Origin of the sequence: Methyloceanibacter sp. (genome assembly GCF_051306395.1) — a bacterium.
Taxonomy (GTDB): domain Bacteria; phylum Pseudomonadota; class Alphaproteobacteria; order Rhizobiales; family Methyloligellaceae; genus Methyloceanibacter.
On sequence record NZ_JBPPND010000073.1, the window covers coordinates 1 to 7,276 of the forward strand.

8 protein-coding genes are annotated in these 7,276 nt (G+C 64.4%); 7 read left to right on the forward strand and 1 reads right to left on the reverse strand.

Annotated features, from left to right (window positions below; translation table 11 throughout):
* The 4 genes from ACSLE4_RS04590 to guaB form a co-directional block, all read left to right on the forward strand.
* A partial coding sequence (locus tag ACSLE4_RS04590) for an SAM-dependent methyltransferase (protein ID WP_435903306.1) occupies window positions 1-168 on the forward strand: 168 nt, incomplete at its 5' end.
* Window positions 169-286: 118 nt separating this feature from the next.
* The gene (locus tag ACSLE4_RS04595) at window positions 287-1,345 is read left to right on the forward strand and encodes a methyltransferase domain-containing protein (RefSeq protein ID WP_435903299.1); all 1,059 of its coding nucleotides are present in this window, start codon (window positions 287-289) and stop codon (window positions 1,343-1,345) included.
* 161 nt (window positions 1,346-1,506) lie between these two features.
* On the forward strand, window positions 1,507-2,181 hold the full coding sequence (locus ACSLE4_RS04600) for an aquaporin (protein WP_435903300.1): 675 nt from the start codon (window positions 1,507-1,509) through the stop codon (window positions 2,179-2,181).
* 130 nt (window positions 2,182-2,311) lie between these two features.
* Entirely contained in the window at window positions 2,312-3,829 is a 1,518-nt protein-coding gene (gene guaB, locus ACSLE4_RS04605) for an IMP dehydrogenase (RefSeq protein WP_435903301.1), read from the forward strand.
* 194 nt (window positions 3,830-4,023) lie between these two features.
* Here the strand turns inward: guaB and ACSLE4_RS04610 are convergent, their stop codons facing one another.
* The gene (locus ACSLE4_RS04610; RefSeq protein WP_435903302.1) at window positions 4,024-4,857 is read right to left on the reverse strand and encodes a tetratricopeptide repeat protein; all 834 of its coding nucleotides are present in this window, start codon (window positions 4,855-4,857) and stop codon (window positions 4,024-4,026) included.
* 241 nt (window positions 4,858-5,098) lie between these two features.
* Between ACSLE4_RS04610 and ACSLE4_RS04615 the strand changes: the two genes are divergently transcribed.
* The 3 genes from ACSLE4_RS04615 (at window position 5,099) to ACSLE4_RS04625 (ending at window position 7,207) form a co-directional block, all read left to right on the forward strand.
* Window positions 5,099-5,530, forward strand: coding sequence for an MAPEG family protein (locus tag ACSLE4_RS04615; protein WP_435903303.1), 432 nt, complete (start codon window positions 5,099-5,101; stop codon window positions 5,528-5,530).
* Window positions 5,527-6,822, forward strand: a complete 1,296-nt coding sequence (locus tag ACSLE4_RS04620; protein WP_435903304.1) for an RsmB/NOP family class I SAM-dependent RNA methyltransferase — start codon at window positions 5,527-5,529, stop codon at window positions 6,820-6,822. The genes ACSLE4_RS04615 and ACSLE4_RS04620 overlap by 4 nt, the downstream gene beginning before the upstream one ends.
* Before the next feature lie 226 nt (window positions 6,823-7,048).
* Window positions 7,049-7,207, forward strand: a complete 159-nt coding sequence (locus tag ACSLE4_RS04625; RefSeq protein WP_435903305.1) for a hypothetical protein — start codon at window positions 7,049-7,051, stop codon at window positions 7,205-7,207.
* The last annotated feature ends 69 nt before the right edge of the window (window positions 7,208-7,276 follow it).

Here is a 7,276-nt window from a genome sequence, read left to right on the forward strand (position 1 = left end):
GGCGGTGCCTATCTCGCCAAGATGCTGCAAGGGGGCGCGAGCGGGGATTTGCTGACGCGGTTGCGCCAAGGCTTCGCCAAGGTGGCCCACATCAAGCCCAAGGCGAGCCGGCAGGATTCGGCGGAAGTCTATGTGCTGGCCACCGGGTTCCGCGGGGCCTCTGGGTAGTGCGAGGGTTGAACATGCGCGGTTCACAAGACTGTGCGCTGGTGTGTGCTGCCGCAGCTCCGCGAGTCTTGCTACTGTGCGCGTGCGTGTTGGGCTAAGGCGAATAGGGAGCGGCGCCATGAATGTCGAGGTGGTGAAGGAATATTACGGCAAGGTCCTCAAAGGTTCGAAGGACCTGAAGACCTCGGCCTGCTGCGACGGCGGCGGGGTGCCGGGCTATCTCGAGGCGGCCATCGCCAACGTGCACGAGGAGGTGCGCTCCAAATATTACGGCTGCGGCATCGTCATTCCCGCGGCGCTCCAGGGCTGCAACGTGCTCGACCTCGGCTCCGGTTCCGGCCGCGACGTCTATCTGATCTCCCAGCTGGTCGGGGCTGAGGGGAGCGTGGTCGGCGTCGACATGACCGACGAGCAGCTCGCAACCGCCGAGATGCACAAAAACTGGCATATGCAGCAATTCGGCTACGCCAAACCGAATGTGCGCTTCCTCAAAGGCTATCTGGAGAAGCTGGACGAACTCGATCTCGAGCCCGGCACCTTCGACGTCGTGGTGTCGAATTGCGTCATCAATCTCTGCGTGGACAAGCTCGCGGTGCTGCGGGGCGCCCACAGGCTGTTGAAGCCGGGCGGCGAGATCTATTTCGCCGATGTCTATTGCGACCGGCGTTTGCCGGGCGCGGTGCGCGCCGATCCGCTGCTCTACGGCGAATGCCTGGGCGGTGCGCTTTATTGGAACGACTTTCTGCCCATGGCGAAGCAGGCGGGCTTTCTCGATCCGCGTCTCGTCACCTCACGGCCCATCGATGTGGAGAACGAGGCCATGCGCCAGAAGCTCGGCCAGGCGCGGTTCTTCTCGGCGACCTACCGGTTGTTCAAGCTCGATGGGCTGGAAAGCGCGTGCGAGGATTACGGCCAGGCTGTCGTCTATCTCGGCGGCGTTGCCGAGCAGGAACAGGCCTTTACGCTCGACGGCCATCATGTCATCGAGCGCGGCAAAGTGTTTCCGGTGTGCGGCAACACCTGGCGCATGCTCGCCGAGACACGGTTCCAGAACTACTTCGATTTCATCGGCGATTTCTCGACCCATTACGGCATCTTCGCCGCGTGCGGCACGTCGCTGCCATTCAACGAGATGGCTCCGGCGCAAGGGGGCGAGACCAAGTCGAGTTGCTGCTGATGTCCGTCACAGAATTGTCATGCCCGCGAAGGCGGGCATCCAGTAAACACCGCCCTTCATGCTAAAGAGGGCGTCGGTTACCGGATCGCCCGGCCCTTCGCTCGCCGCAGGCTTCGGGCCGCAGGCGGGTCAAGTCGGGCGATGACAAACGGGGAGGGGGAATGCAATTCGATCTGACGCGGCGGCTCTCGGCCGAGGCGCTCGGCACATTCTTTTTGGTGATGGCCGTCGTGGGCTCGGGCATCATGGCGCAAAAGCTCGCCGGGGGAAACGACGCGCTGGCGCTTCTGTGCAACACGCTGCCGACCGGCGCGGTGCTGTTCGTCATCATCACCATCTTCGTCTCGGTGTCCGGCGCGCATTTCAATCCGGCGGTCAGCCTGGTGATGTGGCTGCGCGGGGTGCTCAGCCGCACCGATACGCTCGCTTATGTCGCGGTGCAGATCGTGGGCGGCTGCTTGGGCGCGATCGCCGCGCATCTGATGTTCGATCTGGAGCCGCTCCAGGTGTCACAGACCGCGCGCACCGGGCTCGGGCAGTGGGTGGGCGAGTTCATCGCCACATTCGGGCTGATCGCGACTATTCTCGGCTGCGTACGCTTCAATATGGCGGCCCTCGCGCCGGCGGTCGGGCTCTATATCACGAGCGCCTATTGGTTCACCTCGTCCACCTCGTTCGCCAACCCGGCGGTGACCGTCGCGCGGGCCTTAAGCGACACATTCTCGGGAATCGCACCGGCCGACGTGCCGGGCTTCCTCGTGGCTGAAATCGCGGGCGCGCTCGCCGCGGCTGCCGTGCTCGGCTGGCTCCTCAGGCCGGGCGCTGCCGCAAAATAGAGCGCCGGGGACAAAGCGCCCCACCAGCTTCCCAAGGCCGATCCAAGCTGCTAAAGGAAGCCGCCAACCGGTCCCCGCGTCTTGCACCGCAACATTCGTGGGCGACTCTACAAATCTAAGAGGTTGGCCGATGCCCGACGGGCAGTCTTCGCAAGACCATTCCCGCTTTCCCGACCGCGCCATAGCGCTGACCTTCGACGACGTCCTGATCCGCCCGGGTCCGTCCGAAGTGCTCCCCAACGAGGTCAAAGTGGCCTCCCGCGTCACGCGGTCGATCTCCGTCAATATTCCGATCCTGTCGTCGGCCATGGACACTGTGACCGAGTCGGGTCTCGCCATCGCCATGGCCCAGGCCGGCGGCATCGGCGTCGTCCACCGCAATATGGATGCCGAAGCCCAGGCCGCCCAGGTGGCCCAGGTGAAGAAGTTCGAGTCCGGCATGGTGGTGAACCCGGTCACCATTTATCCGGACGCCACCCTGGCCGATGCGCTGCAATTGATGGCCGACTACCGGATCTCCGGCATCCCGGTCGTCGAATCCGCGGCCGATGGAAGCCGCGACGGCAAGCTGGTCGGCATTCTCACCAACCGCGACGTGCGGTTCGCCACCAACCCGACCCAGCGGGTGGCCGAGCTGATGACCAAGGAGAATCTGATTACGGTCAAGGATACGGTGGATATGGAGGAGGCCAAGCGGCTGCTCCATCATTACCGCATCGAGAAGCTGGTCGTGGTGGACGACGACTATCGCTGCGTCGGCCTGATCACGGTGAAGGACATCGAGAAGGCGCGCGCCCATCCGGATGCCTGCAAGGACGAGCAGGGGCGCTTGCGTGTGGCGGCGGCAACGAGCGTCGGCGATTCAGGCTTTGTCCGCGCGGAGCACCTGATCGACGCCGGTGTGGACCTGATCGTGGTCGACACCGCGCATGGCCACTCCCAGCTCGTGCTCGATCAGGTCGGACGAATCAAGCGTCACTCGAACGCGGTGCAGGTGGTCGCGGGCAATGTCGCCACGGCCGAGGGCACGCGCGCGCTCATCGATGCGGGCGCCGATGCCATCAAGGTCGGTATTGGCCCCGGCTCCATCTGCACGACGCGTATCGTAGCGGGCGTGGGCGTGCCGCAGTTCAGTGCGCTGCTCGAGTCTGTCGAGGTGGCGAAGAAAGCGGACGTGCCGGTAATCTCCGACGGCGGCATCCGCTATTCGGGCGATCTGGCCAAGGCGCTCGCCGCGGGCGCGGATTGCGTGATGCTGGGCTCGCTGCTGGCCGGCACCGACGAGAGCCCGGGCGAGGTGTTTCTGTACCAAGGCCGCTCGTACAAGGCCTATCGCGGCATGGGTTCGATCAGCGCCATGGCGCGCGGCTCCGCCGACCGTTATTTTCAGCAGGAGATCAAGGACACGCTGAAGCTCGTGCCGGAAGGCATCGAGGGGCAGGTGCCTTATAAGGGCCCCGCCGGAAGCGTGCTCCACCAGCTCATCGGGGGCTTGCGCGCCTCCATGGGCTATACCGGCTCGCGCACCATTGCCGATTTCCAGGAACGCGCCAAGTTCATCCGCATCTCGACGGCCGCCTTCCGCGAGAGCCACGTGCACGACGTGACCATCACCCGGGAATCGCCCAACTACCCGCGCGAGACGTAGGGGCACTCCAACAGACATCGTCATGCCCGGCACTCGGGACCGGCTTCGCCGGCCCGAGCACAAGCCTTGTGCCGGGCATCCAATAGAGCGGTGCGATCGCCTCCGACTGCGATGTTTGTGGAGAGTCATCATTGGATGGCCGGGACAAGCCCGGCCATGACGAATGAAGTGATAGAATCGCGGGCGTCGTGGACTTATTTCACGCCGAGCTTGCGGATCTCCTCGAAAATGCCGGGCTCGAGCCGCTCGGCCATGCGGAGATCGGCGCTGCCGTCGGTGGGCTCGCCCGTGCGGCTCTTCACGACGCCACGGCCGACGAGCGCGAGGGCGTTGTTGTTTTGGATCTTGAGGGCCGTGTCGAAGTCGGAGCCTGCCTTGTCGAGATCGTCATTCAGCACGTAGACCCAGCCGCGATCCACATAACTCTTGGCGGTTTCGGGATTGAGCTCGATGACCTTCGTGTAGTCGGTGATCGACAGGTCGTACTCCTTGCGCTTGCGATAGAGCTCGCCGCGGCTCGAATAGCCGTTGATCGACTTTGGATCGAGCTCAACTTTTTTGTTCAAGTCACTGAGCGCCTTGTCGTATTCGTTCTTGTTGCTGTAGACGAGGCCGCGCAGGAGATAATAGTCCGCGTCGGAATCGTTGATACCGATCGCCGTGTCGAGATCGGCGATGGCCTTGTCGTAGTCTTTGCTGGCGTCGTAACCGGCCGCGCGCATGAAATAGCTGTTGGCGCGCTTGGGATCGATGGCGACGGCCGCGCTCATCTCATCGAGCGCCGCATCGAGTTGACCTGTGGCCGAGAAGCCGAGCGCTCGCACGCTATGGGCGCGGATCAGCAGCTTCTTGTCGTCGTTGCCCTTGGCGATGAACGCCTCGCAAGCGTCGAGCACCTCCTTCACGGTCAGCGTGCCGTCGAAGCAGGGGTCCATCGGCTTGTCTTCGGCCGCGGCGGGCAGGCTGACGAAGACCAGCGCGGCGGCCAGCAGGCCGGCGGAAATGGGGGGGAAAGCGCGCAAGCGCATGGAAAACCTCCTTGGGAACTCAGGGAACTTTACTGTTGGGCATAGGTTTAGAAGGGCTTGCGGGGGTGCGTCAATTGAACATCCATCCATGTTTAAAGGGCATTTTGGCAATTTGCCGATGCTGAGCGGCAGCCTTGCGCGCCCCCCCCGACTCTACAGGACCGCGCCAGCGGAGTATAAGAGCCCGGAAGCGCGGATTCGCGGACCGCTTACCGCGGGCCACAAAGGCGAAGGGAGCCCCATGTCGTTAGAAGCCATTCTGCTGCCGATGTTCGTGCAGGTCGCGCTGACTTTCGTACTGCTGTTCTGGACGATCATCCTGAGGCTTCGGGCGGTGCGGCGCGGGGAGGCGAGCCGGGACAAGATCGCGCTCCGCGAGCCCCACTGGCCGCCGCATGTGCAGCAAGTGAGCAACGCCTTTCACAACGCGATGGAAATGCCCGTCCTGTTCTATGTGGCGGTGCTGCTCGCGCTCATCACCAAGACGCTCGACGTCACCGTTTATGTGTTGATGTGGATGTTCGTGCTGTCGCGCATCGTGCATGCCACGATCCATGTGACGAGCAACAATCTCAGGCACCGCACGCCTATGTTCCTGGTCGGGGCCATCGCGCTGGCGCTGATCTGGATCATCGTCTGCGGCCGCATCATCGCCTTCCAGTCGCTCTCATGACGCCAGCGGGTCGCGCGAGCGCCGCCATCGAGGTGCTTGCCGATATGGCGGAGCGCAAGCGCCCGGCGTCCGAGGCGCTGAAGGATTGGGGCGTAGGCCACCGCTTCGCGGGCTCCGGCGACCGTGCGGCGATCGGCAATCTCGTGTTCGATTGTTTGCGCAAGCGCGCGTCGGCCGCTTCCGCCATGGGCGAGGATGGGCCGCGCGCGCTCGTGTTGCGTACGCTTGCCACCGAATGGGGCATGACGCCCGAGGAGGTGGCGGGCTTGTGCGATGGCAGCCGCTTTGCGCCATCCCCTGTGAGCGAGGAAGAGCTCGAAGGCCTCAAGCGCACACTTCCCGCCGGCGCGCCGGCGCATGTGCGTGGCGACTATCCGGAATGGCTCGACGCGGCGTTCGCGCAAGTCTTTGGCGGGCGCGCGGCGGAGGAAGGCGCGGCCTTGTCGGCGCGCGCGCCGGTCGATCTCAGGGTCAACACGCTGAAAGCAAGCAGCGACAAGGTGCTGAAATCCTTGTCGCGTTTCGAGCCCGCGACGACGGCCTATTCGCCGGTTGGAGTGCGGATCGCGCCGCGCCAGGGACCGGCGCGCAGCCCCCATGTGGAGGCGGAAGCGGGCCACGGCAAAGGCTGGTTCGCGGTGCAAGACGAGGGCTCGCAGATCTCTGCGCTCATGAGCGGTGCGGGCCCGCGCCAGCAGGTCATCGATTTGTGCGCCGGGGCGGGCGGCAAGACGCTGGCGCTGGCGGCGCAGATGGAAAATACCGGCCAGCTCTACGCCTACGACTCCGATCGCATGCGCTTGCGCCCCATTTTCGAACGGCTGAAGCGGGCGGGCGCGCGCAACGTCCAGGTGCTGCCGGCGGGCGAGGCGGGAGCCTTGGCGGGGCTCGAAGGCAAGATGGATCTCGTGGTGATCGATGCGCCATGCACGGGCTCCGGCGTGTGGCGGCGCCGGCCGGACGCGAAGTGGCGGTTGACGCCGGACATGCTGGAGGCGCGGTTGGCGGAGCAGCTCGCCGTGCTCGACAAAGGCGCGCCCCTGGTCAAGCCGGGCGGGCGGCTCGCCTATATCACCTGCTCGGTGCTGCCCCAGGAAAACAGCGAACAGGTCACGGCCTTCCGCGCCCGCCATCCGGACTTTGAAGTGGTGCCGTGGCGCGAGGCTTGGGCGGCGGCTGTCCCCGTCGCCGCGCCGGACTCGGCGGACCGCTCCGAGGAGACACTTTTGATGACGCCGTTGAGCCACGGCACGGACGGGTTCTTCGTCGCCGTGTTGCAACGGAAAGCCTAAACCCCGGATGGATTTGGCGATTCCTTTGAATCGGTTGGACGGCGGCGTTTCAAAACGAGTTGAAAATTTCTAGGGGTGGCATTCGCCTAGAAAAGCTTGGCGCGTCGGCCGCAATTCCAGCCGCAAAGCGTACCTGTTCCGCCGCCGCTCGCCCACGCATTTGCCGCCAAGGTGACTTAGCTGTTTCGGTGGCCGGTTTCCGGTGATCCTCTGAGGATTTGCTTCCATGAAGACTCTGGTTGCGATGCTTGTTGCATTGGGCCTTTCGGCTCCGTTTGTCTCCACCACCACCTTCGCGCAGGACACGCCTACCGATCAGGCGAGCTGCGAAGACGCCGGCATGGTCTGGGATGCCGATATGGAGGTTTGCCAGCCGGCCGAGTAAGCCCTGAGCGACCCGTAAACGTCGGAAAGCCCCGGTCCCCCCACCGGGGCTTTTTGATTCCGGCACTAC